At 76.3% G+C, this 599-nt stretch carries 1 protein-coding gene and 1 pseudogene; both read right to left on the reverse strand.

Annotated features, from left to right (window positions below):
• Positions 1-500, reverse strand: a 500-nt coding sequence (locus V6V16_RS27795) for an acyl carrier protein (protein ID WP_334566916.1), incomplete at its 3' end; no start/stop codon positions are given.
• A gap of 33 nt (positions 501-533) precedes the next feature.
• Positions 534-593, reverse strand: a pseudogene (locus V6V16_RS27800) (KR domain-containing protein); the annotation flags it as partial.
• Positions 594-599: the final 6 nt, after the last annotated feature.

The following is a 599-nucleotide window of genomic DNA, read 5'->3' on the forward strand; positions in this document are numbered from 1 at the left end:
AGCGTCGAGGCCAGCCGCAGCCCGGTGGCCGCGTTCAACCGGTTACGCAGGTCCACCGCCGTCAGCGAGTCGAAGCCCAGCTCCCGGAACGCCCGGTCCGCCGGCACCGCCTCCGCGCCACCGTGCCCCAACACCTGCGCCACCAGGCCCCGCACCAGCACGTCGACCTGGGCCCGGCCCTCGTCCTCGGTCAGCCCGGCGAGCCGGTCGGCCCAGCCGCCACCGCCCTGCCCCGCCTGGCGGCGGTTGCTGGTCACGCCGACCAGGGTACGCAGCACGGCCGGCACCGGGCCGGCACCGAGCGCTGCCCGCAGCGCCGGTACGTCGATCACGGCCGGCACCAGGGCCGCACGGTCGGCGGCCAGGGCGGCGTCGAACAGCTCCAACCCGACCTCGGCGCTCATCGGCGTCAGACCCGCCCGCGCCGAGCGCGCCCGATCCGCCTCGTCGATCGACGCCGCCATGCCCGCCGTGTCCCACATCCCCCACGCCAGGCTCACCGCCGGCAACCCGAGCTGCCGCCGCCACACCGCCAACCCGTCCAAAAACGCGTTACCCGCCGCGTACGCCGACTGACCCGGCGAACCCAACACCCCCGC

The organism is Micromonospora sp. CPCC 205561, from assembly GCF_036906775.1.
GTDB lineage: Bacteria > Actinomycetota > Actinomycetes > Mycobacteriales > Micromonosporaceae > Micromonospora.